This is a genomic window from Pseudomonas sp. WS 5146, assembly GCF_012985495.1.
Classification (GTDB): Bacteria; Pseudomonadota; Gammaproteobacteria; order Pseudomonadales; family Pseudomonadaceae; genus Aquipseudomonas; species Aquipseudomonas edaphica.
Genome location: NZ_JAAQWL010000003.1, coordinates 585,301 through 609,413, shown reverse-complemented (window position 1 = coordinate 609,413; position 24,113 = coordinate 585,301). Strand labels below are relative to the sequence as shown.

General features: G+C 59.7%; 18 protein-coding genes. 5 read left to right on the top strand and 13 right to left on the bottom strand.

Annotation, left to right across the window (positions count from 1 at the left end; translation table 11 throughout):
* The 3 genes from HBO41_RS11620 to HBO41_RS11610 all read right to left on the bottom strand — a co-directional run bounded on the left by HBO41_RS11620 (position 1) and on the right by HBO41_RS11610 (position 3,435).
* Positions 1-960, bottom strand: coding sequence for a MoxR family ATPase (locus HBO41_RS11620; protein ID WP_003174327.1), 960 nt, complete (start codon positions 958-960; stop codon positions 1-3).
* Positions 961-1,239: 279 nt separating this feature from the next.
* Positions 1,240-1,590, bottom strand: coding sequence for a hypothetical protein (locus HBO41_RS11615; protein WP_017136648.1), 351 nt, complete (start codon positions 1,588-1,590; stop codon positions 1,240-1,242).
* Positions 1,591-1,716: 126 nt separating this feature from the next.
* The gene (locus HBO41_RS11610) at positions 1,717-3,435 is read right to left on the bottom strand and encodes a dermonecrotic toxin domain-containing protein (protein WP_169986326.1); all 1,719 of its coding nucleotides are present in this window, start codon (positions 3,433-3,435) and stop codon (positions 1,717-1,719) included.
* Between the two features lie 470 nt (positions 3,436-3,905).
* Between HBO41_RS11610 and HBO41_RS11605 the strand changes: the two genes are divergently transcribed.
* The gene (locus HBO41_RS11605) at positions 3,906-8,774 is read left to right on the top strand and encodes an NAD-glutamate dehydrogenase (protein WP_017136646.1); all 4,869 of its coding nucleotides are present in this window, start codon (positions 3,906-3,908) and stop codon (positions 8,772-8,774) included.
* 195 nt (positions 8,775-8,969) lie between these two features.
* On the opposite strand, the gene HBO41_RS11600 is transcribed toward HBO41_RS11605, so the two are convergent.
* The 3 genes from HBO41_RS11600 to HBO41_RS11590 all read right to left on the bottom strand — a co-directional run bounded on the left by HBO41_RS11600 (position 8,970) and on the right by HBO41_RS11590 (position 11,784).
* Entirely contained in the window at positions 8,970-9,656 is a 687-nt protein-coding gene (locus tag HBO41_RS11600) for a GntR family transcriptional regulator (RefSeq protein ID WP_017136645.1), read from the bottom strand.
* Positions 9,657-9,673: 17 nt separating this feature from the next.
* Complete coding sequence (locus HBO41_RS11595) at positions 9,674-10,375, bottom strand: FadR/GntR family transcriptional regulator (RefSeq protein WP_017136644.1); 702 nt, start codon at positions 10,373-10,375, stop codon at positions 9,674-9,676.
* 83 nt (positions 10,376-10,458) lie between these two features.
* Positions 10,459-11,784 (bottom strand): C4-dicarboxylate transporter DctA, encoded by a 1,326-nt coding sequence (locus HBO41_RS11590; RefSeq protein WP_169986452.1) that lies wholly within the window; start codon positions 11,782-11,784, stop codon positions 10,459-10,461.
* Between the two features lie 217 nt (positions 11,785-12,001).
* Here HBO41_RS11590 and HBO41_RS11585 point away from each other — a divergent pair, with 217 nt between their 5' ends.
* The gene (locus HBO41_RS11585) at positions 12,002-12,631 is read left to right on the top strand and encodes a DNA-3-methyladenine glycosylase I (protein ID WP_099549328.1); all 630 of its coding nucleotides are present in this window, start codon (positions 12,002-12,004) and stop codon (positions 12,629-12,631) included.
* A gap of 143 nt (positions 12,632-12,774) precedes the next feature.
* Here HBO41_RS11585 and HBO41_RS11580 read toward each other — a convergent pair whose 3' ends face one another.
* The 7 genes from HBO41_RS11580 to HBO41_RS11550 form a co-directional block, all read right to left on the bottom strand.
* Positions 12,775-13,542 (bottom strand): SDR family oxidoreductase, encoded by a 768-nt coding sequence (locus HBO41_RS11580; protein WP_017136641.1) that lies wholly within the window; start codon positions 13,540-13,542, stop codon positions 12,775-12,777.
* Between the two features lie 22 nt (positions 13,543-13,564).
* Complete coding sequence (locus tag HBO41_RS11575; protein WP_169986324.1) at positions 13,565-14,632, bottom strand: phosphotransferase family protein; 1,068 nt, start codon at positions 14,630-14,632, stop codon at positions 13,565-13,567.
* Positions 14,633-14,762: 130 nt separating this feature from the next.
* On the bottom strand, positions 14,763-16,655 hold the full coding sequence (locus tag HBO41_RS11570; RefSeq protein ID WP_099549330.1) for a pilus assembly protein TadG-related protein: 1,893 nt from the start codon (positions 16,653-16,655) through the stop codon (positions 14,763-14,765).
* A gap of 90 nt (positions 16,656-16,745) precedes the next feature.
* Complete coding sequence (locus tag HBO41_RS11565) at positions 16,746-17,696, bottom strand: 2-hydroxyacid dehydrogenase (RefSeq protein WP_169986322.1); 951 nt, start codon at positions 17,694-17,696, stop codon at positions 16,746-16,748.
* A gap of 96 nt (positions 17,697-17,792) precedes the next feature.
* On the bottom strand, positions 17,793-18,317 hold the full coding sequence (locus HBO41_RS11560; RefSeq protein WP_169986320.1) for a cysteine hydrolase family protein: 525 nt from the start codon (positions 18,315-18,317) through the stop codon (positions 17,793-17,795).
* Positions 18,318-18,572: 255 nt separating this feature from the next.
* On the bottom strand, positions 18,573-19,019 hold the full coding sequence (locus HBO41_RS11555) for a hypothetical protein (RefSeq protein WP_169986318.1): 447 nt from the start codon (positions 19,017-19,019) through the stop codon (positions 18,573-18,575).
* Between the two features lie 57 nt (positions 19,020-19,076).
* Positions 19,077-19,577 carry a DUF4822 domain-containing protein gene (locus tag HBO41_RS11550; protein WP_169986316.1) on the bottom strand — a complete coding sequence of 167 codons (501 nt, stop codon included), beginning with the start codon at positions 19,575-19,577 and terminating at the stop codon, positions 19,077-19,079.
* 415 nt (positions 19,578-19,992) lie between these two features.
* On the opposite strand from HBO41_RS11550, the gene HBO41_RS11545 reads away from it, so the two are divergent.
* From HBO41_RS11545 to HBO41_RS11535, 3 genes are all read left to right on the top strand, one after another.
* The gene (locus HBO41_RS11545) at positions 19,993-21,270 is read left to right on the top strand and encodes a serine/threonine transporter (RefSeq protein ID WP_169986314.1); all 1,278 of its coding nucleotides are present in this window, start codon (positions 19,993-19,995) and stop codon (positions 21,268-21,270) included.
* A 125-nt stretch (positions 21,271-21,395) separates the two neighbouring features.
* A complete protein-coding gene (locus HBO41_RS11540; protein ID WP_017136633.1) occupies positions 21,396-22,013 on the top strand; it encodes a ParB-like protein in 618 nt (205 codons plus the stop codon).
* Positions 22,003-23,649 carry a SulP family inorganic anion transporter gene (locus tag HBO41_RS11535; protein ID WP_169986312.1) on the top strand — a complete coding sequence of 549 codons (1,647 nt, stop codon included), beginning with the start codon at positions 22,003-22,005 and terminating at the stop codon, positions 23,647-23,649. Before HBO41_RS11540 ends, HBO41_RS11535 begins: the two co-directional genes overlap by 11 nt.
* The last annotated feature ends 464 nt before the right edge of the window (positions 23,650-24,113 follow it).

The window sequence follows — 24,113 nt, the reverse complement described above, 5'->3', positions numbered from 1 at the left end:
TCAAGCGACGGCAACGACGTCGAGAATGCGTTGCACCACGCGGTCCTGGTCAATGCCGGCCGCTTCGGCCTCGAACGACAGGATGATGCGGTGACGCAGCACATCAAACAGTACTGCCTGGATATCTTCCGGGCTGACAAAGTCGCGCCCGGCCAGCCACGCATGGGCGCGGGCGCAGCGGTCGAGGGCGATGGAGCCGCGCGGGCTGGCGCCATAGGCGATCCACTCGGCCATTTCAGGATCGAACTTGGCCGGGGTGCGCGTGGCCATGACCAGTTGCACCAGGTATTCCTCCACCGCATCGGCCATGTACAGGCCGAGGATTTCCTTGCGCGCGGCAAAAATCGCCTGCTGGCTCACGCGGCGCTCGGGCTTGGTTTCGCCATTGAGCGCCTCGCCACGGGCTTGCTGCAGGATGCGTCGTTCGACCGCCGCGTCCGGGAAACCGATTTTGACGTGCATCAAGAAGCGATCTAGCTGGGCCTCGGGCAGTGGGTAAGTGCCTTCCTGCTCAATGGGGTTTTGCGTGGCCATGACCAAAAACAGCGGCGACAGGTCGTAGGTGCTGCGACCCACACTGACCTGGCGCTCGGCCATGGCTTCGAGCAATGCCGACTGCACCTTGGCTGGCGCGCGGTTGATTTCGTCCGCCAGTACCAGGTTGTGAAAGATCGGGCCTTGCTGGAACACGAAGCTGCCGGTTTCCGGGCGATAGATCTCGGTGCCGGTGATGTCGGCCGGCAACAGGTCGGGGGTGAACTGGATACGATGGAACTGCGCTTCAATGCCTTCGGCCAGCTCTTTGATGGCCTTGGTCTTGGCCAGGCCCGGTGCGCCTTCTACCAGCATATGGCCGTCGGCGAGCAGGGCGATCAGCAGGCGATCGATGAGTTTTTCCTGGCCGAGAATCTGCGTAGAAAGAAAGGTTCGCAGCGCAAGCAGCGCTTCACGATGTTCCATCGATGACGGTTCCTGGAGAGATGAGCCCCAACGTCGAAAAAAACCGCCGGGCCTGGGGCGTCTACTTTAATGCATCGCGGGGTGTAGCGACTAACGGCGCGGCGGGTATTTTTAGCAAAACTTGTAGGATTTTTGTGTGGAAAGCACAAATTCCACTGAGGGTCGCTCGGCCCCTGTGGGAGCTGGCTTGCCTGCGATGGCATCAACTGGAGTGACCTGATACACCGAGGTGCCTGCATCGCAGGCAAGCCAGCTCCCACATTTGATCCTTGGAACAGCCTAAATCCGGCTAAAGGTGCCGGTGCCCTTGAGGATGTTCTGCAAGGTTTCTTCAACTTCAGCCAAATCCGACGCGGCGGTGGTGTGGTTGATCCGCAAGTGGTCCTTGCCGCCCAGTGCATCGGCATCACCCGCCGCCAGTTCAATCACCAGCGTGGTGTCACTCAAGGTCACTTTCAGCCCATCCAGGGTCGACGGTTCGTAATCCCAGGTCAGCTCAACCTCATCTTCGTCCGGGTAACGGCTGAGCATGAACATTTCGCCATTATTGCCGTGGCAGCACAGCATGGCCATGTTGTCTTCTTCTTCGTCACAGGGTGTGGCGATCAGGTGGGGAGTGGTCAGTTGCATGGGCAGTCCTCTAAAAGCAGCGTACTTGAACGACGGGCGGCTAATTTTGCCATCGTACAAACGTTTACGCTGCTCTTAAGTGGATGGGACTGCCCCTGCAACTACGGGTATCGCACTTGCAACGGGTTATTTCGCCAAAATAGTGGCCTTTAACACTGTTTTGATCGGCCCGGTGATGGGCTCTGAAGCCTTGCCAGCCCCCGCAGTCAGTATTGGCTTGAGCGCATTGAATACACCGAACGTAATCCTGTCATCGGCGTTTGCGCGGTCGTTGGCGTTGTCGTGAATGCCCACGCCCACTTCCAGCAATCCGGAGCCCACACTCAGCGCCGTCAGCAAGATGCCCACGGGGGGCAGTGCCAAGCCAATGGGGGTTGCAAGCAGAAGCGCTCCATCCAACCATTTTTTTGCCTTAAGAATTGTTTGCTTGTTGTGGTCTGTGTTCAGCACGAACTCCTGGTTGGTACTGGCTTTCATGCTTTTTTCTGTGCGCTCTTGAACCTCGTTGAAAGGGTCGCCCGTGATCTTTTTACCATCAAATACGCCACCCTCTTCCCAAAAGCCTTGCCGTTCCAGGAAGTCCACAGCGCCTGGCTCTTTGATGTGCTGTCGAATCAGCTCCAATCGCGCATCGAAGCCTTTTTTAAATAATGAAGACGAAGCATCTTTTGGGGAGAAATGTTTTTTGAAAGCGGCGGCTTTATCTTCGTCAATCAATTGGGTAGCCAGCCATTTATTCATTGCTTGGGGCGAATCGAACGAGTGGATGGGGGACGAATTGCCTGGAATGTATAGAAGCGTTTTCTGAGTATTGACGTCTCTGGTATAGAAAATGTCAGTGGAGTGGAAGCCATTGAAACTCAGAAATTTGGTCTCCAGGCTTGCGTCTGGCGTGTGCGGTTTAACCAGTGTTTCCAGCCCTGCATCCAGATAAGTCTGGTTGGCGGGTACACCGACGAGGCTCATGGCGATCTTTCGGCCTTCCTCGTCCAGCGAGCGCTCATGATGTTGCGCGTGCGCAGCATTAAGGTAGCTAATTTTGGCAAGTGCGGTATAGGACTCACGGGTTTCAGGCGACCACTTGAAGTTCAGGTACTGGTCGTAGGGTTTTTTATAGGCATGGTCCCAGACCATTTTTTTGAAGTCGGCCGGGGGGATCTGAACATGCTGGCCCGCACCGTAAGTAGTGGGTGCGTCGGGCGAGGGCTCAGTCACAATACCGTGATAATAAGTATTGAAATTGCCCACGAGTGGACGTGGGAAAGTGCCGTCCCAATTGGGCTTTTCCGTGTGGCGGGAATTAGGCTGTATGTCGAAGGGTTCGGTAGGTTGCCCTTTGGGAGCCTCTTGTTTTCCAGTCATCCCCTTGGGCCGTGGTGTGTGTTGAATATTCAGGCATGCCGCATCCGCCAGGGAGATTTTTTGTGTAATGACCGCCTTGTGAGGCGTGGTGTTTTTGTCATAAGCAAAGGTGACCAGAAAGGTTTTTTCCGGATCGACGTCGACCCCCCACTTTTGTTTAATCTGGGCTGCCACATGTTCTGAGGTATGTTGAGTGGCGGACATGAAGGGTTTGTACTTGTCGGCTGCATACCTGTCGAGCGCGTTGTTTCTTTTTAATGGCTCGGAAAAATAAGAGGCTGGCCTGCTATCGTGTTGCACGGCAGGTTGTTCTGGCCGGACGGTCTGCTCGCCCCACTTCAACTCCGGACGATCCCAGTTTAATTCAGGGAGGGTAGGCTTATTATGGGCTTGGCGCGGTGTTGGGTAAGTGGGAACGCCATTCGGTACATTCGTCGAGGCACTGATAGTACCCTGACTTACAGTTGCAGTTATGCTGGTCATACTAAACGCTCACTTCAATTAATCAGTGGGCCGTCCGTGGTGTGTTTGCGCAATCGATGCTGTGTGCATCGAGTCAGTTCTAATTGGTCGAACGAGCTGTATTCACTCCATTCAAAGTGCCTATGGCCTACACAGAAAAAAACTATCGTCCTACTCGCCCAGGTGCAGGGCGCTAGAGAATGTTCAGCGCTGCCTGCGCTTGACCGAATATGTCGCCGTACGGAAAGCAACCGTCTTCCTACACTCGTTAAGCTGCGCAGTGGATGCGCCACCGTCAGGCCGTTGACCTGCCCGTCGTACCGTTACCTGCCAAACGGCGCATCCGATGTGACCTGATCGCCTTGCGCAGCTTCACCCACCTGTCACCTCGATTCGTTATAAGGTTATTGACGAACAGAGCTGACGGTCTCCCCGCAAGGGGATAACACGCGACGCTTCCATCAATAACAAGCCCAAGCGGAGTACCACAGATGGCGTTCTTCACCGCAGCCAGCAAGTCCGACTTCCAGCATCAACTGCAAGCGGCACTGGCGCAGCACATCAGTGAACAGGCACTGCCACAAGTGGCGCTGTTCGCTGAGCAATTTTTCGGCATTATTTCCCTGGACGAACTGACCCAACGTCGCCTTTCCGACCTGGCCGGTTGCACCCTGTCTGCCTGGCGCCTGCTTGAGCGCTTTGATCACACCCAACCGCAAGTGCGGGTCTACAACCCCGATTACGAACGTCATGGCTGGCAGTCGACCCACACCGCGGTCGAAGTACTGCACCATGACCTGCCATTTCTGGTCGACTCGGTACGCACCGAGCTGAACCGCCGTGGCTACAGCATCCACACCCTGCAAACCACCGTGCTCAGCGTGCGTCGCGGCAAAAAAGGCGAGTTGCTGGAAATCCTGCCCAAAGGCACCCAGGGCGAAGGCATTCTGCAAGAATCGCTGATGTACTTGGAAATCGACCGTTGCGCCAATGCCGCCGAACTCAACGTGCTGAGCAAAGAGCTTGAGCAAGTGTTGGGCGAAGTGCGCGTGGCCGTGGCCGATTTCGAACCGATGAAAGCCAAGGTCCAGGACCTGCTGGCCGGTATCGACGCGAGCCAGTTCAGCATCGACGGCGAAGAAAAAGCCGAGATCAAGAGCTTCCTGGAATGGCTGGTGGGCAACCACTTCACCTTCCTTGGTTATGAAGAGTTTGTGGTACGTGACGAGGCGGACGGCGGTCATATCGAATATGACACCGGCTCCTTCCTCGGTCTGACCAAATTGCTGCGTGCCGGCCTCACCGCCGAAGACACGCGCATCGAAGACTACGCCGTGGCTTACCTGCGTGAACCGACCGTGCTGTCGTTCGCCAAGGCCGCGCACCCGAGCCGCGTGCACCGTCCGGCGTACCCGGACTATGTGTCGATCCGTGAGATCAGCGCCGACGGCAAGGTGATCAAGGAACACCGCTTCATGGGCCTCTACACCTCGTCGGTGTACGGCGAAAGCGTGCGAGTGATCCCTTACATCCGCCGTAAAGTCGCGGAAATCGAGCGCCGCTCGGGCTTCCAGGCCAAGGCACACCTGGGCAAAGAGCTGGCCCAGGTGGTTGAAGTCTTGCCGCGTGATGACCTGTTCCAGACCCCGGTCGACGAGCTGTTCAACACCGTGATGTCGATCGTGCAGATCCAGGAGCGCAACAAGATTCGCGTGTTCCTGCGCAAAGACCCGTACGGTCGTTTCTGCTACTGCCTGGCCTACGTGCCGCGCGACATCTATTCCACCGAAGTGCGCCAGAAGATCCAGCAAGTGCTGATGGATCGCCTGAAAGCCTCGGACTGCGAATTCTGGACCTTCTTCTCCGAGTCCGTCCTGGCCCGTGTGCAGCTGATTCTGCGGGTTGACCCGAAGAACCGCCTGGACATCGACCCGCTTCAACTGGAAAAAGAAGTGGTGCAGGCCTGCCGCAGCTGGCAGGACGACTACGCCAGCCTGGTGGTGGAAAGCTTCGGCGAAGCCCAGGGCACCAACGTGCTGGCGGATTTCCCGAAAGGCTTCCCGGCAGGTTACCGCGAGCGTTTTGCTGCGCATTCGGCTGTGGTCGATATGCAGCACCTCAACAGCCTGACCGAAGCCAACCCGTTGGTCATGAGCTTCTATCAGCCGCTGGGCCAGGTCTCCGGCCAGCGAGAGCTGCATTGCAAGCTCTACCACGCCGACACGCCACTGGCGCTGTCCGACGTGCTGCCGATCCTGGAAAACCTCGGCCTGCGCGTGCTGGGCGAGTTCCCGTACCGCCTGCGTCACGCCAATGGCCGTGAGTTCTGGATCCATGATTTTGCGTTCATTGCCGCCGAAGGCGTGAACCTGGATATCCAGCAGCTCAACGACACCCTGCAGGACGCGTTCGTGCACATCGTGCATGGCGATGCCGAAAACGATGCGTTCAACCGTCTGGTACTTACCGCCGGCCTGCCTTGGCGCGACGTGGCGCTGCTGCGTGCTTACGCGCGTTACCTCAAGCAGATCCGCCTGGGCTTCGACCTGGGTTACATCGCCAGCACCCTGAACAACCACACCGACATCGCTCGTGAGTTGACCCGGTTGTTCAAGACCCGCTTCTACCTGGCGCGCAAGCTCACCGCCGATGACCTGGAAGACAAGCAGCAACGCCTGGAACAAGCGATTCTCACGGCCCTGGACGATGTTCAGGTGCTTAACGAAGACCGCATCCTGCGTCGCTACCTGGACCTGATCAAGGCCACCCTGCGCACCAACTTCTACCAGACCGACGCCAACGGCCAGAACAAGTCGTACTTCAGCTTCAAGTTCGACCCGCGTGCGATTCCTGAGCTGCCCAAGCCGGTGCCGAAGTTTGAAATCTTCGTGTACTCGCCGCGCGTTGAAGGCGTGCACCTGCGCTTTGGTAACGTTGCGCGCGGCGGCCTGCGCTGGTCCGACCGTGAAGAAGACTTCCGTACCGAAGTGCTCGGCCTGGTAAAAGCCCAGCAGGTCAAGAACTCGGTCATCGTGCCAGTGGGCGCGAAGGGCGGCTTCCTGCCGCGTCGCCTGCCATTGGGCGGCACCCGTGACGAGATCGCGGCCGAGGGCATCGCCTGCTACCGCATCTTCATTTCCGGCCTGTTGGACATTACCGACAACCTCAAGGACGGCGCCCTGGTGCCACCGGTCAACGTCGTGCGTCATGACGACGATGACCCGTACCTGGTCGTCGCGGCGGACAAGGGCACTGCGACCTTCTCCGACATCGCCAACGGCATTGCCATCGACTACGGCTTCTGGCTGGGCGATGCGTTCGCTTCCGGTGGTTCGGCAGGTTACGACCACAAGAAAATGGGCATCACCGCCAAGGGCGCGTGGGTCGGTGTACAGCGTCACTTCCGTGAGCGCGGCATCAACGTGCAGGAAGACAGCATCACCGTGGTGGGCGTCGGCGACATGGCCGGTGACGTGTTCGGTAACGGCTTGCTGATGTCCGACAAGCTGCAACTGGTCGCGGCCTTCAACCACCTGCATATCTTCATTGACCCGAACCCGAACCCGGCGACCAGCTTCGTCGAGCGCCAGCGCATGTTTGAGCTGCCGCGTTCGGCGTGGACCGACTACGACACCAGCATCATGTCCGAAGGCGGCGGGATCTTCTCGCGCAGTGCCAAAAGCATCGCTATTTCGCCACAGATGAAAGAACGCTTCGACATCCAGGCCGACAAGCTGACCCCGACCGAACTGCTCAACGCTTTGCTCAAGGCGCCGGTGGACCTGTTGTGGAACGGCGGTATCGGCACTTACGTCAAGGCCAGCACCGAAAGCCACGCCGATGTGGGCGACAAGGCCAACGACGCGCTGCGCGTCAATGGCAATGAGCTGCGCTGCAAAGTAGTGGGCGAGGGCGGTAACCTCGGCATGACCCAATTGGGCCGTGTGGAATTCGGCCTCAATGGCGGCGGCTCCAACACTGACTTCATCGACAACGCCGGTGGTGTGGACTGCTCCGACCACGAAGTGAACATCAAGATCCTGCTCAACGAAGTGGTGCAGGCCGGTGACATGACCGACAAGCAGCGCAACCAGCTGCTGGCGAGCATGACCGACGAAGTCGGCAACCTGGTGTTGGGCAACAACTACAAGCAGACCCAGGCGTTGTCCCTGGCCGCGCGCAAGGCTTACGAGCGTGCTGCCGAGTACAAGCGCCTGATGAGCGACCTGGAAGGCCGTGGCAAGCTGGACCGCGCCATCGAGTACCTGCCGACCGAAGAGCAGCTTGTGGAGCGTGCCTCCACCGGTAAGGGTTTGACCCGTCCTGAGCTGTCGGTGTTGATCTCCTACAGCAAGATCGACCTCAAGGAAGCCCTGCTCAAGTCGCTGGTGCCGGATGACGACTACCTGACCCGTGACATGGAGACCGCGTTCCCACCGAGCCTCGTGGCCAAGTTCGGCGAAGCCATGCGCCGTCACCGCCTCAAGCGCGAAATCGTCAGCACCCAGATCGCCAACGACCTGGTCAACCACATGGGCATTACCTTCGTTCAACGACTCAAAGAGTCGACCGGCATGAGCCCGGCGAACGTGGCCGGTGCTTACGTGATCGTGCGTGACATCTTCCACCTCCCGCACTGGTTCCGTCAGATCGAAGCCCTGGACCACCAGGTGTCCGCCGACGTGCAACTGGAGCTGATGGATGAGCTGATGCGCCTGGGCCGTCGTGCCACGCGCTGGTTCCTGCGCAGCCGTCGCAACGAGCAGGACGCTGGCCGCGACACCGCGCACTTCGGTCCGCACCTGGCGGCGTTGGGCCTCAAGCTCGACGAATTGCTGGAAGGCCCGACCCGCGAAGGCTGGCAGAACCGCTACCAGGCCTATACCGAAGCCGGCGTACCGGAGTTGTTGGCGCGCATGGTTGCAGGCACGACCCACCTGTACACCTTGCTGCCGATTATCGAAGCCGCCGACGTGACCGGGCATGACGCCGCCGAAGTGGCCAAGGCCTACTTCGCCGTCGGCAGCGCGCTGGACCTGCCGTGGTACCTGCAGCAGATCAGCGATCTGCCGGTGGCCAACAACTGGCAGGCCCAGGCCCGCGAAGCTTTCCGCGACGATGTGGACTGGCAGCAACGGGCGATCACCATCTCGGTACTGCAAATGGCCGACGCGCCACAAGACATGGAAGCCCGCGTGGCCCTGTGGCTTGAGCAGCACCAGGACATGGCCGATCGCTGGCGCGCAATGATGGTCGAAATCCGTGCAGCAGTCGGCACGGACTACGCCATGTATGCGGTCGCCAACCGTGAGTTGCTCGACCTGGCGTTGAGCGGTCAGTCGGTGCTGCAACCGGCTTGATCCCTCGGTAAAACAAAAGCCCCCGTATCGTAAGATGCGGGGGCTTTTTGTTGGAACGCCCTCCAGCAAACACCACACACCCAATGTGGGAGCTGGCTTGCCTGCGATAGCGGTCTTTCAGTAACAGGAAGGCTGCTGACCCACCGCTATCGCAGGCAAGCCAGCTCCCACAGTTTGATGTTCATCCACTTGGACTCAGTGGTGTTTGAGTAATTTGCTTTCCAGATGATCCAGGTGCTGAGTCATCAGGGTCACGGCGCCACTTGAATCGCGTTGCTCCACCGCATCGACAATCCCCAGATGCTCCTGCCAGGCGCAGTAGGTGCAGGCTTTCGCCTCATATTGCGCAATGATCAACGACGTCAGTGGCACCAGGCTGTTGAGGAATTGCGCCAACGGTGCGTTGCCTGCCATCTGCGCCAATTGCAGATGAAACTCCCCCGATAATCGAATCGCTGGCCCGCGCTGGTCGCGTTCGATGCAGTCGCGCTCCCGTGCAATCAACTCGCGCAGCTGGCGTATCTGCGGGGTGGTCGCTTGGGCGCAGGCCAACTGCACCACGGTGATCTCGGTCATCCGCCGCGCCTCCAGAATCTGACGCGCCTGCTGCGCATCCGGCGCCGCCACCTGGGCACGCTGGTTGGGGCGCAGGATGATCACTTGCTGATGGGACAGCTTGGCCAGCACACGGCGAATCACACTGCGGCTCACACCAAAGGTTTCGCCCAGGCTCTCTTCGGTAAAACGGCTGGCCGGGGCGATGCGTTGTTCGAGGATGGCATCGAACAGGCGTGGGTAGATGTCATCCACCGAAAGTTTTTTACCGCCAACCAGGCGCAGGGCAGGGAGGACGGCATTGCGTTGCAGGGCGGGGGCGCTCATGGTCGGTCTCCAAAAAATCAGCTGCCCAGATGGTCGTCCGGGATATTCAAACGAATGCCCATGCGCAGGCCTTCCTGGAGGATATGTCGGCGCATTTCGGCGCTGGCCAGGGCGCTGTTCTTGTTGCGGATGGCGCGCACCACGGCGTCGTTTTCCTGCAGGCGTTCGGCCAAGTGCTCGGGTGAATTGCGCAGTACCTGGGCGCTTTGCTTGAGGGCGTTGCTGGTTTGTTGCACCACGTTCTGGAAGATCGGGTTGGACGTCAGCGCGAACAGCTCTTCGTGAAAGCCGATGTAGGCGTTCATGCCCGCTTCGGCGTCGCCGGCATCCAGGGCTTCGCGCATGTCCATCAAGGTCAGGCGCAATTGGCCGACTTCCTTGCTGCTGATGGACTGGGCCACCAGGCCGACAATGAAGGGTTCGAGGGTGTAGCGCAGTTGCAGGATATCTTCGAGGCTGGCGTCGGCCACGGCGTCGCTGGACTGTGGCTCGCTGACGCTGGTTTCCAGCACGACCACGCCTTTGCCGGGCATCGAGCGCACCAGGCCCAGGGTTTCCAGCACGATCACGGCTTCGCGCAGGCTCGGGCGGCTGATGCCCATCTGCTCGGCCAGTTCACGCTGGCCGGGGAGCATGTCGCCCTGGCGCCACTGGCCCCGCTTGAGTGCGGCGCGCAGTTTTTCTACGACTGAGTTGACGACGGTTGAAGTGCTGATCACGTCTACGTCTCCTTGATGTTGCCAATAGGGTCGCGATTCCATGTGGGACCCGACAAGCCAGCTCCCACAGTTGGATCGCGTTGCTAGAATTCCTGATGCGCCGGCAGCACCGGCTTCTTGGCCTGGAAGGCATACCCTTGCTCGCCATCGAGCACCTTGTTGGCGCGCTGGATATCAATGTCTTTTTCCCAACGGGCAATGGCCACGGTAGCGACACAGTTGCCGATCAGGTTAGTCAGCGCGCGGCCGATGCCCATGAACCAGTCCACCGCCAACACCAGCACCAGCCCCACCACCGGAATCGCCGGGATCGCGGTCAGCGTGGCCGCCAAAATCACCAGCGCCGAGCCCGGAATGCCGTGGGCACCTTTGGAGGTGATCAACGACACCAGCAGGATGGTCAGCAAATCAGTCATCGACAGCGGTGTGCCGGTGGCATTGGCGATAAATACGATGGCCAGGGTCAGGTAGATCGAGAAACCGTCGAGGTTGAACGAATAACCGGTCGGAATCACCAGGCCGACGGTGGAGCTGCCAATGCCCAAGTGCTCGAGTTTACGCATGATCTGCGGCAATACCGCGTCGGAGGAGGCGGTGCCCATCACGATCAGCAGCTCTTCGCGCAGGTACTTGAGCAGCGGCAGCATGCGCAGGCCGGACAAACGCATCACCAGGCCCAGCACCAGCCCGACAAAAGCAAAGCAGGTCAGGTAGAACAAACCCACCAGGCTGCCCAGGTGCTGCAGCGAATCCAGGCCGTAGGTACTGGTGGTAAAGGCGATGGCGCCGAATACACCGATCGGCGCCAGACGCACAATCATGCCCATGATGCGAAAGATCACGTGGCTAAGCTCGTTGATCAGCCGTGAGATACCGGAAGCGGCTTCGCCCACCAGGTTCAGCGCGCTGCCGAACAGCACCGAAAACAGCAGCACTTGCAGCACATTGTTGTCGGCAAAGGCGCCGATCACCGAATTGGGGATCAGGTCCATCAGGAACTGGCTGGTGCCGCGAATGTGCTGGCCCTTGTCGGCCAGCTCATTGAGACCGGCGGATGACAGTTGCTCCAAGTGAATATTGGCGCCTTGGCCAATACCCGTGCTGAAGGCCATGATCAGGCCGATCACCAGGGCGACGGTGGTCAGCACTTCGAAGTAGATCACTGACTTCAAGCCAATGCGTCCGACCTTCTTCAGGTCGCCGGCGCCGGAGATCCCGCTGACCACCACGCAGAATACGATCAGGCCAATCAGCATTTTGATCAGCTTGATAAAGCCGTCACCCAGGGGTTTGAGTTGTGAGGAGAATTCGGGAAGGGCCAGGCCGCAGATAACGCCTAACATCAGGCCAATCACGACTTGCAGGAAAATCGAACGCGAGCACCATCTGAGCATGGGAGGGATCTCTATTCGGTGCCCTGGTGGTTCCAGGGCTTAATTGTTGTGGTCTTACCGGTATGTCCAGTGCGCGGCCAGTCTACGCTGGGTTTTTTTCAAATCACAAGTAAATATTCGACGGTTGTCAGGTCCCGGTCTGACCAGTTGGTCGGTAAGGGTGATGCTTGAGCGGTTGGCGGGCGGTAAATTTTTTCGCTTATGATCCGCGCCTTGATTGGCGAGGTAGTCGATGGACAAACCAGGGTTGACCACGGATTCAGCAGGCCAGACTCACTGCACCTGGCGCACGGCCGCGCCGGAGTACCCGCGTTACCACGACGCCGAGTGGGGCGTGCCGGTCGCAGACGATATCCAACTGTACGAGAAGATCTGCCTGGAAGGTTTCCAGGCGGGCATGGCGTGGATCACCATTTTGCGCAAGCGCGAGCAGTTTCGGGCGGCGTTCGAAGGGTTTGATTTTCGCCGTGTCGCCCACTACACCGAGGCCGATATCGAGCGGCTGATGAACGACCCAGGCATCGTGCGCAACCGCGCGAAGGTCGTCTCGACCATCAATAACGCACGCCGGGCCTGTGAGTTGGTGGACGAAACCGGTTCGCTGGCGCGCTGGTTGTGGGCGTTTGAACCCACGCCCGAGGAACGCCCGGCGGTGGTGGACATGGCGTACTGGACCGGCAACCCGACGTCACCGGCGTCGGTGCGTTTGTCCAAAGCCTTGAAGAAGCGCGGCTGGACCTTTGTTGGCCCCACCACGATGTACGCGCTGATGCAGGCGATGGGGATGGTCAATGATCACTTGGAGGGCTGCGTTTGCCGCCCGCGCATAGAGGCGATACGCCAACAGTTCAAGCGCCCTTGAGTGTGTGGCGAGGGAGCTTGCTCCCGTTGGACTGTGCAGCAGTCTCCCGATTTTTGGGGGCGCTTCGCACCCCAGCGCAAGCAAGCTTGCTCGCCACAGTAAGCTTGCTACCCCAGGGATTTTGCGGTGCCTGGAAGGTCAGGTCAGGACAGGAAGCCACCGTCCACATTCAGCGACACACCGGTGGTGTAGCTGGACGCATCACTGGCCAGGAACAGCACCGCACCGGCCATCTCGCTCGGGTCGGCTACGCGCTTGAGCGGGATCTGCGCCAGGGCCACCTTCAGGATCGCGTCGTTCTTGACCAGCGCCGAGGCGAACTTGGTGTCGGTCAGGCCCGGCAGCAAGGCGTTGCAACGGATGCCGAACGCCGCGCATTCCTTGGCAAACACTTTGGTCATGTTGATCACGGCGGCCTTGGTCACCGAGTAGATGCCTTGGAACACGCCCGGGGAGATGCCGTTGATCGAGGCCACGTTGATGATGCTGCCGCCGCCGTTGTCGCGCATCAGCTTGCCGGCTTCCACCGACATGAAGAAGTAACCGCGGATGTTCACGTCAACGGTCTTCTGGAAGGCGCCCAAGTCGGTGTCCAGTACGTTGCAGAATTGCGGGTTGGTTGCAGCGTTGTTAACCAGGATATCCAGGCGCCCAAACTGTTCGCGGATACCGGCGAACACTTGGGTAATCTGCTCCATTTCGCCGATATGACAGGCCACGGCGGTGGCTTTGCCGCCCGCGGCGATGATCGCGTCGGCCACGTGCTGGCAGCCTTCGAGCTTGCGGCTGGAGACGATCACATGGGCGCCTTGCTGGGCCAGGAGCTTGGCGATGGCTTCACCGATGCCACGGCTGGCGCCGGAAACGAAAGCGATCTTGCCGTCGAGGTCGAACAGGTGGGTCTTGGACATGCTGGGTTCCTTGCTCTTGTAGTCAGAGGGCTGATTTAGCGATGACATTCAGGCTCATTTGCTCCAGCAGCTTGTTCATATGGATGAACTGCGCAAAGCGTTTGTCCTGGGTCTGGCCGTGAAAAAAGCGGTAGTAGATCTGCTGCACAATGCCGGCCAGGCGGAACAGGCCGTAGGTGTAGTAGAAGTCGAAATTATCGATCTGGATGCCGGAGCGCTCGGCGTAATAGTCGACGAATTGGCGACGAGTCAGCATGCCCGGCGCGTTACTGGGCTGGCGGCGCATCAGTTGCACGGGCGCAGGGTCAGCGGCTTCGATCCAGTAGGCGAGGGTGTTGCCCAAGTCCATCAGCGGGTCGCCCAACGTGGTGAGTTCCCAGTCCAGCACGCCGATGATCTGCATCGGGTTGTGCGGGTCGAGGATCACGTTGTCGAAGCGGTAGTCGTTGTGCACGATGCTGGAGGTCGGGTGGTCGGCCGGCATCTTGTCGTTGAGCCACGCGCGCACGGTTTCCCAGCTGGGTGCGTCGGGCGTCAGGGCTTTTTCGTAGCGGTCGCTCCAACCGCGGATCTGGCGTGCTACATAACCTTCGGGCTTGCCCAGGTCGGCCAGGCCGCAGGCAGCGTAGTCGACCTGGTGCAGTTCGACGAATTTATCGATAAAGCTCTTGCACAGCGCCTCGGTCTTGGCCGCGTCCAGGCCCAGTTCGGCCGGCAGGTCAGAGCGCAGGATGATGCCGTTGACGCGCTCCATCACATAGAACTCGGCGCCGATCACCGACTCGTCAAGGCAGTGCACATAGGCTTTGGGGCAATACGGGAAGCCGTCCTTGAGCTGGTTGAGAATGCGGTATTCGCGGCCCATGTCGTGGGCGGACTTGGCTTTGTGGCCAAATGGCGGGCGGCGCAGCACGAATTCCTGGCCAGGGTATTCCAGCAGGTAAGTCAGGTTGGATGCGCCACCGGGGAACTGGCTGATCTTGACCGTGCCGGCAAGGCCCGGAATATGCGCCTTGAGGTAGGGATCGATGAGGCTGGCATCAAGTTCTTCGCCGGGGCGAATATGGGTCGATTGGTCGTTAAGCGCCATGCTTATCCCTTCTGCTTATTCTAAAGGCCTTGGACTATTGGCTAATCTAATGCGCACCGCCGCCCAGCGACAAGGTCGGGGCGGCTTAATAGGTTAGCGTGTTGGACGATGATCAGCGGGCCTGATGTGCTCAAATCACCAGCATGGCCCGGCCACCGGGGTTGCACGACAAATTGGCACCGATTTCGACTTTTGCCAGGTCGATGCCCAGGCCGGCGAGCAGGTTGTTGACGATGGGGTCGAGCAGCGGGCCGAGCAGCCCGGCAATCAAGCCGCCCAGGGTGGTGAGCAAGCCGTTGACCACGCCCGTGACCAGGCCCAACACGGCGCCCAACAGGCTGGCCATTTTGGGCGGGTGGTTGATCAGTTGGATGCCGGTGAGTGTTTGCTTGAGGCTGCTGACTGCGTTCGAGCTGGCGAATGCGTAATAGAGCGGTTGCTGGTTGATAGCGGGCGGCTCGGTGTAGGTGTGCGCACGCTGGGTTTTCAACACGTCGCTGTCGATTCGGATGCCCAGGCCGCCCGCCGCAAAGGCCTGCCTGTCGCTACACACGCCGGTGCCGCGCTTGCAGGTTTTGGTGCCGATATCCACCACCGGGTACTCGTCTACCTTGAGTTTTTCTGTGGACGAGTACAGATTCTTGGGGTCAACCTGGCCAATCATCGCGCGCAATGCCGAGGTTTCGCCGAGTACCGACAACGACTTTTTGCCGCTGTCGCAACTGTAGCCAGTGACCATAGCGCTGCCGCCAGCGGCTTCCAGGGCGATGTCGAGGGTGTCGCCGATTTCCAGGCTGGCGACCAGGCAACAATTGGGATCGAGTAAGCCAAACAGGCCGCCCAGCAGGTCACTGAGCGCTTGCACCGTGCCACCCAGCAGGTTATTCACCAGCGTGACGATCGGCAGTTTTACCGAAATCAAAGTGCGCACCTGGGCGGTGCGCACATAAATGGGCTGCTTGGCGATATCTTTGGGGTTGCCGATGCTGGAAACCTGCCCGGGCTCGATCACTTTGGTCGACACGGTCACGCCGAGCAGGCCCAGCACATCCACCGGCAGCTCCACGGCAACTGCGCTGGCCTTGTTCGACAGCTGCACAAAGCCCTGGATCAGGTTGAACAGTTGCAGGTTCACATCCAGCGCACTTTTGTCGGTGCCGTTCTGGATATTGATCAGGTCGCCCAGGTGCAGGATCTGCGTGCCCGGCGCAATCAGCTTGATGGCTTCCAGGTTGTTGATCACCACTTTGACCGCGTCACCGCCCAGCTTGAGCACATCAATGGCCGCCTGGATCAGTTGGCCTACAGTGGCGTCGGTCTTGAGCAGTTGGTCGTAGTTACCGGCGCTGACTTTCAATTGGATGGCCAGCGCATCCAGGTACTTGAGCAAGCTGATATCGGTATTGAGCAGCCCATTCCAGCCGACTGCGTCCAACTGCAACTTGCCGCCCAGCAGGCCGCCGATCAAGGCGTTGAGGGCGACCGACTGGGTGCTGTCCACCGTTAACAAGGTGCTGCGAACCGTGAGCTGGGCAACCGTTGGGGTGGGTGCGGCGGCGACGGCGGTGGCGCTGAGCAGCGTTGTCAGGTTGACGGGCTGGCCCGAGAACAGCGTGAGCAAGCCATGGGCAAGGCTGGTGTGCACGCGATGGGTAGCAATCACCCGGATGGCATCGGTTTTGCTCGGGTCGGCGCTGAACGTGCGCATAAAATCTGCGCCGGTGGCCAGGGTGCCGCAGGCGGTCGCCAGCGTGCGATTGTCGTCAAGGCTAAAGTTGTTGCGTGCCGCGCTTTCGGTCGCAAATTGTGCGGCATTGTTAGCGGGCGCCGCGCATGTGCCGCTGCGGCTCACCGCTTCCAGCGCAGCCGTATCGGCCACACGCTGCAATTTGCGTTTCTCCAGATACAGGCGACCGCTGTCGACCACCAGCAGCAGAAACAGCAGCGCAATACCAAGGGTTACCGCGCCTATCAGGCCGATGGCGCCGCGTTGGCGGGCCGGGCCGAGTCCATGGCCAATCATTGTGCGTTCCTTCGCCGGTCCTGCACCGACGTCCTGAGCATCCCCGCAAGCAGTGTAGTCAGGTTTTGCGTCGGCGCTGGCTAATCGCTACTAGTTGCGCGGCGGCAGGGTAACCGGTGTCAGCACTGGGCGGCCGGCGAAATATTCCACCAGGTTATCGGCCACGCGTTGCACGGTGTCGTGGGCCGCTTCCGGCGACAGGCCGGCGACATGGGAGGTGAGCACGGTATTGCTCAGCCGCTTGAGGGCGTCGGGCACTTTCGGTTCATCGTCGAACACATCCAGCGCGGCACCGCCGATACGCCGTTGCTCCAGCGCAGCCACCAAGTCCGCAGTCACCACCACGCTGCCGCGTCCGATGTTCACCAGGTAACCGTTCGGCCCCAGCGCATCCAGGGCATGGCGATCAATCAGGTGGCGGGTGCTGGCCCCGCCCGGCGTGGCCAGGATCAGGAAGTCCGAGGTGCGCGCCAGCTCCACGGCGGTTGCGCAATAGGTGTAGTCCACATCGTCGCGGGGCTGGCGGTTGTGGTAACTCACTTCCATGCCAAAGCCGAGGGCGGCACGTTTGGCAATCTCCATGCCCACTGCGCCGAGACCGAGAATGCCCAGTTGCTTGCCGCCCAGGGAAGGGCGCATCACTTTGGGCCATTCGCTGCGCCGCACCGCCGCGTCAGTCTGGGGAATGCCACGCACCAGCGACAACAGCAACGCCATGGCGTGGTCAGCCACTGACGGCGCGTTTACGCCGGCGCCGTTGGTTACCACGATCCCGCGATTGCTCGCCGCTTGCAGGTCCACGTGCTCATAGCCGGCGCCGATCACGCAGATAATCTCGAGCAACGGCAGCGCCGCGATTTCCTCGGCATACAGCCCCAGCGGGCCACGGGTGAGTACCGCCTTGATCTGCGCGCCGTGGGCCTTGATCGCCTGGGCACGCTCGGCCGGTGTCGGCGCCAGAATCACATGGAAGTCGTTACTCTCGATGATTTGCAGGTATTCGTTGATGGTTTCAACCAGGACCAGAACAGTGGTGGACATCGGAAGGCTCTTCCTGAAGGGTTTGATAGGAGGAGTATGCGGGATTTGTAAGACGGAACGATTTGTTCGGTCAGAAAAAATCCCGCACAGGCAGTTCTAGAACTCAACATCCTGAGCTTTCACCCGCTTCACAAACGCCCCCGCCAAGGTCGCATTGTGATGCTCGATGATCGCCTTGGCCGGCAAGGTCGGGGTGTCCATGCAGGTGTGGGCGTCCTCGGGCAGTACCACCGTAAACCCAAGCTCCACCGCCACTCGGCACGTGGTGTCGATGCAAAACTGGGTTTTCATGCCGACCACCACCAATTCATCGACCTGTGCCGCCGCCAGTTGTTGCGCCAGGTCAGTGCCCAGGAAGCAGCTGGGGCGGGTTTTGTTGAACAGGTGATCGTGAGCGTCGTCGACGTCGAGGCCATGCCACAGTTGCCATAACGGGCTGCCGGCTTCGATCGGTGAGCCTGCCGGGCCGGTGTGGCGAGCGACGAAGATAGCTACGTTGGCCCTGCGGGCGCGCTGGATAAGCTGGTTGATGGTGCCCAGCACGCGCTCGCGCTCGAAGGGCTGTTGCGGCCCGTCGTATAAACCGGTTTGCATATCGATGATCAACAGGGCGTTAGCCATGGTCTTGCTCCTTGCAGTGGCCAGCGGGCGGGGCAATAAAAAGGCCCCGTCCATTGCTGGCGGGGCCTTGGGGTGTTTCGGGGTGTTTTTAGCTTTCGCACCCACAGCCACCGCCCGACCCGCCATAAGCGGTCGTGGTGGTGGTGCGGGTGAGGCGGCGCTGAATGAGATTCATGGCTCGATCATGCTGGGGCGGGCGCGTGGCTGTCAACGGCGCTGCCATAGCTTCCTCAAAGGGCCGCCGCCACACTGCCATTATTGGGCAGAATCCGCCTGCTGCGCCTGGATTTGCTCTGCTTGCGCGATCGGCCTGAAATCGTAGGTAGGATAGAATTCCGTTGTGTAGGCGCCCCAGGCAGTGCGCTCTATCGCCAGATTGACCTCTACCAGGCGCGAAGCCGGCAGGCGTAGCACGACGATCTGTCCGATGCCCATGGTGACATTCCAACTGACCACTTCAACCCCGGCAGGAGGAAATACCTTGTGAAAGGCTTGCTTCGCCAATTGTGCCTTCAACTCGCTCAAGGGCCGCGACTGATCATGTTTGAGAAACACCGTTAACATGACGGCGTTATCAGCTGTGGCCGCCACAGTGCTTACGCTGGAGGGAGCGGCGGTGTTGGCAGTGGCTGCTGCGGGCAACAGAGCAACAGTCAACAGCACAGGTATTAACAATGATGTGAGGGCGTTACATGGCTTCATCTTGGGCACCTTGCAGTCTATTAATTCAAGCGGCGTATCGTCAGGCGTGAGGGCTGACTAGTTCGACAGCGCAGTTTTTATCGGGCCGATATAAGGCGCATGGACGACATAGATTCGAACAGGAGGGTTGTTGGCAATCATGTCGCGAGGTACTTCGCGCGAGTAGATGAACTCGTTCTTATCCAGTTTTTCCAGTCGCCTGACCACGGTTTTGGTCGGTCCCACATCGGGCACCAGAATATGGGTATTTTGGTCGCCTGTGACGAGGAAGTAGCCGCCACCGCCATCGGCGTATTTTGAAAGCCCGGTGTCAGCATAGAAGAACTCATAACGGTTGCGCTGTGGGTCCCACATTGAAATGCCCACCACACCGGGGTAGTTGGCCTTGACATCCTTATCCGGGGCACCCTCGATATAGACTTTGGTGGTCAACCATTGTGGGGAAGAGGCCAGCGCCTGGATATCCCGTTCAGGCGCGGTTGGCGTTGCGTAACTTTCGCTGGATTTAAATAGGCCGATAAGACACAGACCAGTTAATACAATACTGAGTGTTTTCATTCTTGAATTCCTGAGGCTGCTGGCTAAGAGCGCGGCATGATGTTTGTGCGAGGGACGCGGCGATCTTAGTGTGTGCTCTGGCGGCGGCTCAATGGTTATGTATGGTCTTGTAATAGTTAATGGTCTATCTCAGTGGAAATATTATTTAGATGTAGGCTGTGTCTGGTTTAAATGTCGGATACTTCTTGGAAGTTGCTTCGTTTAACGGATTTTTGGCAAGGCCATAACCTTTCGCAGCCCACGAAAGCTGCCGTCCGCCACCCTCCTTGAATTGCTGCGCCGCTCAACCATTCCTCAGCTAAGTCTTTGCTTATTCGAGAGAATCCCGGACAATCCGGCCCCTTCTATGGTCGAGGCGCTGCCTGTCAGGTTTTTCTGACTCGCCCCGGCCGTGTAAATGCGGAGATCCGACCGGATGAATGATCAGGCCAATAGCGTCGACGAACGCTATGCAACGACACCTGCAACCCTCACAAGCTGGAGCCGCCAGGACACCACCTGGATGCTCGGCCTGTTCGGCACCGCTATTGGCGCCGGTACTTTGTTTTTGCCGATCAACGCCGGCCTGGGCGGCTTCTGGCCCCTGGTGATCCTGGCATTGCTGGCGTTCCCGATGACGTTCTTCGCTCACCGTGGCCTGACGCGCTTCGTGCTGTCCGGCCGTGCCGGCTCTGACATCACCGACGTGGTTGAAGAGCATTTCGGCCTCAAGGCCGGTGCACTGATCACCTTGCTGTACTTCTTCGCCATCTTCCCGATCCTGCTGATCTACAGTGTGGCCCTGACCAACACCGTCAGCAGCTTCATGGAACACCAACTGCACATCATGCCGCCGCCACGGGCGATCCTGGCCTTTGTGCTGATCCTCGGCTTGCTGGCCGTGGTGCGTTGCGGCGAGCAAGTGATCGTCAAGGCCATGAGCCTGATGGTGTATCCGTTTATCGTTGCCTTGCTGTTCCTGGCGGTGTACCTGGTCCCGCACTGGACCGGTGGCATTCTCAGCACTGCCAAAGAAGTACCGGCGCCGTCTGCGCTGCTCAATACCTTGTGGCTGGCGATTCCGGTGATGGTGTTCTCGTTCAACCATTCGCCGATCATCTCGGCGTTCGCGGTCGACCAGAAGCGCCAGTACGGCGCCAATGCCGATGAGCGCAGCTCGCAGATCCTGTGCCGCGCGCACCTGTTGATGGTGGTAATGGTGCTGTTCTTCGTGTTCAGCTGCGTGCTGACGCTGTCGCCGGCACAGCTGGCCGAAGCAAAAGCGCAGAACCTGTCGATCCTGTCGTACCTGGCCAACCACTTCGACAACCCGACCATCGCCTTCGCCGCACCGTTGATTGCATTCGTGGCGATTGCCAAGTCGTTCCTGGGCCACTACATCGGTGCCAGTGAGGGCCTTAAGGGGTTGGTATTGAAAACCGGGCGTCGTCCGGCTGCCAAGTCCCTGGACCGCATGACCGCCGCGTTCATGCTGGTAGTGTGCTGGCTGGTCGCCACGCTCAACCCGAGCATTCTCGGCATGATCGAAACCCTGGGCGGCCCGATCATCGCGTCGATCCTGTTCCTGATGCCGATGTACGCGATCCGCAAGGTGCCGGCCATGGCCAAGTACCGTGGGCAAGCATCCAATGTGTTTGTCACCGCGGTGGGCCTGGTCGCGATTACTGCGTTGGTTTACTCGCTGTTGTCCTGATGACAGACGCCGGGTAGCAAAGCCGATTCGCGCACTGCGTGAATCGGCTTTTTTTTGTGTCCGAAAAAATCCCCATGCCAATGAGGGCTAAGCTGTCGACGTGTTGGTTCCCTTTGGAGATACCCATGGCTCGGCCCCGCCCGCAATTGGTCACAGGCAAGCTGGAAAAACTGCACCCTACACAATTGACGGTCGGTATGGCTGAAGTCGCTGCCAAGCGCGACGCCTGGACCAAACTCAAGCGCAAGGAGCGCGCCGCCGCCCTCGACAAGCACTGGTTCCCTTGTGTGCTGGGGCCGGACGAGCGCTACTACATCACCGATCATCACCACTTCGGTATGGCTTTGATTCTGGAAGAGGTCAAGAGTGTGTCGCTGCTGATGCTCAAGGACCTGTCTTTCGTGGAGCGCAGCACCTTCTGGAATGTCATGGCATTCAATCAATGGGTCCACCCCTACGACGCGCGCGGTTTGCGGCGTACCTATGAGGCCATTCCCCGCAAGATTACCGACCTGCAGGACGACCCTTACCGCAGCCTTGCCGGCCTGCTGCGTACCGCCGGCGGTTACGCCAAGGACGCAACACCGTTCAGCGAGTTTTTGTGGGCGGACTTCTTTCGCAGCCGTATCGGCAGCGATGTTGTCAGCCAGCCAAATGCCAAATTGTTGGGCAAGGCCATGACTCTGGCGCGCAGCCAGGAAGCCCGTTATTTGCCAGGATGGGTTGGGCCGATTGAAAACTGAAACCGTTACGCCCGTTGCCGTACCCCCTAATCGTACCCAGGACATCCTGGCCGGGTTGTCTATCGCCGGGTTACTGCTGCCGGAGGCTGTGGCGTATTCCAGCATCGCTGCGTTGCCGCCGCAGGCCGGTGTGATCGCCTTGTTTGCCGGGTTGGTGTGCTACGGCCTGTTGGGCACCAGCCGTTTTGCAATTGTCTCGGCCACTTCCTCTTCTGCGGCGGTATTGGCGGCAGCTACCGCCAGCCTGGCCGGGGATGATCCGGCGCTGAGACTGTCCCTGGCCTTCGGGCTGGTGCTGATCACCGGCGTGCTGTTTGTGTTGGCCGGTTTGTTCAAGCTGGGCGGTGTTACGTCGTTTATCGCCAAGCCGGTGTTGCGCGGTTTTGCCTTCGGCCTGGCGTTGACCATCATCCTCAAGCAACTGGCCAGTGTGGTGGGCGTACACCTGACCGATAACAACCTGATCCGCTTCCTGCCGCAGTTACTGGAGCAATTAGCGCACTGGAACTGGCCGGCGGCGCTGGTCGCAGCGGCAGCATTGGCGGTGTTATGGCTGTGCGCGCGAATCCCGCGCTTGCCGGGCGGCTTGCTGGTGGTGGTCCTGGGGATTGTTGCCGGGCAGTACCTGGGCTTGCAGGCCCATGGCGTGGCCTTGATCGGCATGATTGATCTGCGCCTGGAGCTGGGGCACTTTCCCGTGCTGCCGTTCGCGGATTGGTTGCGCCTGGGCGAGTTAGCCTTTGCCTTGGTCATGATCCTGTATGCGGAGTCCTACGGCTCTATCAGTTCGTTCGCACTTAAACATGGCGACCGGGTGTCATCCAATCGCGATCTGTTGGCGCTGGGCGCGGCGAACCTGGTGTCCGGGTTGTTCCACGGCATGCCCGCCGGCGCGGGCTATTCGGCGACGTCGGCGAATGAGGCTGCCGGCGCCGGTTCGCGCCTGGCGGGCATCGTTGCGGCGCTGGTGGTGCTGGTGATCGTGTTGACGGTGCTGCCGTATGTGGCGTTAACGCCGGAGCCGGTGCTCGCAGCCATCGTCATCTATGCGCTGGGCCGTGGCTTGAGCCTGCAACCCCTGGGCCGTTACTTCCTGTGGCGCCGCGACCGGTTGCTGGTGATCTGCGCGGTGGCGGCAGTGCTTGTGCTGGGCGTGCTGGATGGCTTGCTGGTGGCGGTGGCGATCAGCGTAGTGTTGATGCTGCGCCAGATGTCTTCGGCGGATATTCAAGTGCTGGGGCGCCTGGGCGACAGTCATGACTTTGTTGACCGTCAACACCATGCGGATGCGGTGCAGGTGCCTGGCTTGCTGATTGTGCGGCCCAGTGAGGCGCTGTTTTTCGCCAATGCCGAACGCATCCTGGGCGCGGCGTTGCGCTTGATGCGTCAGTCGCCGGTCGAGGCGGTGGTGTTGAGCCTGGAAGAATCGCCCGACCTTGACGGCACCAGTATCGAGGCGCTGGCGGCGTTTTTTGCGCAGGTGCACGGGGAGGGCAAGCGGCTGGTACTGGCGCGGGTGCGGCATGCGGCGATGGAAGTGCTGCAAGCCTTGCCCGAAGCCGTTGCGCCACAGGTTTTGCTGAGTGCCTTGAGTGTTGATGGTGCAGTGCAGTTGGCGTTGCACGCCAGGTCTTGAGTGCAAGTGATCAAAAAATGTGGGAGCTGGCTTGCCTGCGATAGCATCAACTCGGTGTGTCTGATGTACCGAGGTGTCTGCATCGCAGGCAAGCCAGCTCCCACAGAAAAGCAGATCCTCAGTGTATGTAAATCCGCTTTTCGCTTTTGATCTAACCACTCAGGTCGGCTTTCAGGCCGCCGTGCTGTAGATCTTGATCTTGATTTTGATCTGAGGCGGCCCGTTAACCACGATGGCCGGAGTGCGGGCATGCCGAGCCTAGGCGAGGCACCGAGTGGTGAGGCACAAACCTTTTGGTTACTTTTGGCTGGGCCGGCATTCCGGGCGTTTGCCAAAAGTGACCCGCTGTAAGAGCGGAACCATAGGTCGCCGCTATCAAAGAAATGGATATGTACACCACCAAAAGCCCGCCACAGCAGTCAAGCCAGCCCCCACAGTTGTTTATCAGTGTGACGAATACTCGT

Coding starts and splice junctions, on each gene's coding strand:
- HBO41_RS11620 (WP_003174327.1), bottom strand. CDS start 960: ATGGAACATCGTGAAGCGCTGCTTGCGCTGCGAACCTTTCTTTCTACG.
- HBO41_RS11615 (WP_017136648.1), bottom strand. CDS start 1,590: ATGCAACTGACCACTCCCCACCTGATCGCCACACCCTGTGACGAAGAA.
- HBO41_RS11610 (WP_169986326.1), bottom strand. CDS start 3,435: ATGACCAGCATAACTGCAACTGTAAGTCAGGGTACTATCAGTGCCTCG.
- HBO41_RS11605 (WP_017136646.1), top strand. CDS start 3,906: ATGGCGTTCTTCACCGCAGCCAGCAAGTCCGACTTCCAGCATCAACTG.
- HBO41_RS11600 (WP_017136645.1), bottom strand. CDS start 9,656: ATGAGCGCCCCCGCCCTGCAACGCAATGCCGTCCTCCCTGCCCTGCGC.
- HBO41_RS11585 (WP_099549328.1), top strand. CDS start 12,002: ATGGACAAACCAGGGTTGACCACGGATTCAGCAGGCCAGACTCACTGC.
- HBO41_RS11580 (WP_017136641.1), bottom strand. CDS start 13,542: ATGTCCAAGACCCACCTGTTCGACCTCGACGGCAAGATCGCTTTCGTT.
- HBO41_RS11575 (WP_169986324.1), bottom strand. CDS start 14,632: ATGGCGCTTAACGACCAATCGACCCATATTCGCCCCGGCGAAGAACTT.
- HBO41_RS11570 (WP_099549330.1), bottom strand. CDS start 16,655: ATGATTGGCCATGGACTCGGCCCGGCCCGCCAACGCGGCGCCATCGGC.
- HBO41_RS11565 (WP_169986322.1), bottom strand. CDS start 17,696: ATGTCCACCACTGTTCTGGTCCTGGTTGAAACCATCAACGAATACCTG.
- HBO41_RS11560 (WP_169986320.1), bottom strand. CDS start 18,317: ATGGCTAACGCCCTGTTGATCATCGATATGCAAACCGGTTTATACGAC.
- HBO41_RS11555 (WP_169986318.1), bottom strand. CDS start 19,019: ATGAAGCCATGTAACGCCCTCACATCATTGTTAATACCTGTGCTGTTG.
- HBO41_RS11550 (WP_169986316.1), bottom strand. CDS start 19,577: ATGAAAACACTCAGTATTGTATTAACTGGTCTGTGTCTTATCGGCCTA.
- HBO41_RS11545 (WP_169986314.1), top strand. CDS start 19,993: ATGAATGATCAGGCCAATAGCGTCGACGAACGCTATGCAACGACACCT.
- HBO41_RS11540 (WP_017136633.1), top strand. CDS start 21,396: ATGGCTCGGCCCCGCCCGCAATTGGTCACAGGCAAGCTGGAAAAACTG.